Annotated in this window: 1 protein-coding gene; it reads right to left on the bottom strand. The window is 64.5% G+C overall.

Annotated elements, in window-relative coordinates:
• Positions 1–359: 359 nt before the first annotated feature.
• On the bottom strand, positions 360–809 hold the full coding sequence (locus AC0B44_RS21270; RefSeq protein ID WP_471904707.1) for a hypothetical protein: 450 nt from the start codon (positions 807–809) through the stop codon (positions 360–362).
• Positions 810–1,053: the final 244 nt, after the last annotated feature.

A 1,053-nucleotide genomic window follows, 5' to 3' on the forward strand; every position in this document is an offset into this window, starting at 1 on the left:
CCACCTATGTTGTTGCCGCGTCATGCTCGGAGCCCGTCACCGGTACGTCCTTTCCGGCTGCTCTGCGAGTGTTAGGCCCTCGGAGCGAGTGCGTTCTTCTCTGCCAATGCGCAACCACACGCTCCCTAACACTTGCGCCGCGATCCCCCCTTCATTCAGGAGTCCCACGACTGCTGCCAGGTGCACTCCGCGGATGCAACGCGCCTCACCGTGGGCAACACTTTGGGTGTCGCAGCCGTGTCGAAAGTTGCATCCCTTGAGGTGAAGTCCCAGGTGCAGCATCTGGGATGCTTCGAGGTCACGGCCCTCATCGTAGCTTTGGAGGCGGACTGGATCGGTGACCTTGCTGATCGGCGTGGTCATCGGATGCGGCGACCGAAACGGTCCCTGCGAACCGCGCTTGAGGCCGGGGAGTTGCGGCGTGTGTCGAGCACACGACGGATCTCGGCATAGGCGGATACTCGGATGTCTTCGCTGGCAGGGGGGTTCGCAGCACGTTCGGCGAGTTCTGCTTCGCGGGTGGCGGCGCGTTCTGCCTGGATTTGGGCACGGCGTTCGGCGGGAGTGGGTCCGGTCCATACGTCAGCGAGGACTCGGAGTTGCCAGCGTAAGAAGGCCGTTGGGGACGCCAGGTGCGGCATGGTGCGGTCGCGACGGAACTCCGTGATCCGGTCAGCGATCGCATCGCCGGTCCATCGGGTGGTGTCGATCCCTGCGTCGATGAGGGCTTCGGTGATGGTTCCGATGTGCTGGTGGTGGGTACCGGGCACGTAGTGGCCGTCGCGGTCGACGCCTCGGCTTCCTGGCATGACCGGCGCGAGCCGGTCGGCTAAGCGCGCAGCAGCGATCTGAGCGTGCAGCGGTCGCGGTTGGCCAGGGGTCTTCCTAGAGGCGCCTGCGCGGCGCGGAGCGCGCGCGTTGGTGAGTACTCGGGAACTAGAGATACCTGGAGAACCCAAAGGGTTCTCCGGTAGATCGGCATGATTCGGAAACTGTGGATAAACCGAAGAGTCGGCGGTGAACCTGCTGGTCAGAGCCCATACCGAGGCCGCG

The organism is Rhodococcus sp. NPDC019050 (assembly GCF_055664235.1).

Excerpts from the sequence above, each read along its gene's own strand:
- AC0B44_RS21270 (WP_471904707.1), bottom strand. The coding sequence starts at position 809 with ATGCCAGGAAGCCGAGGCGTCGACCGCGACGGCCACTACGTGCCCGGT.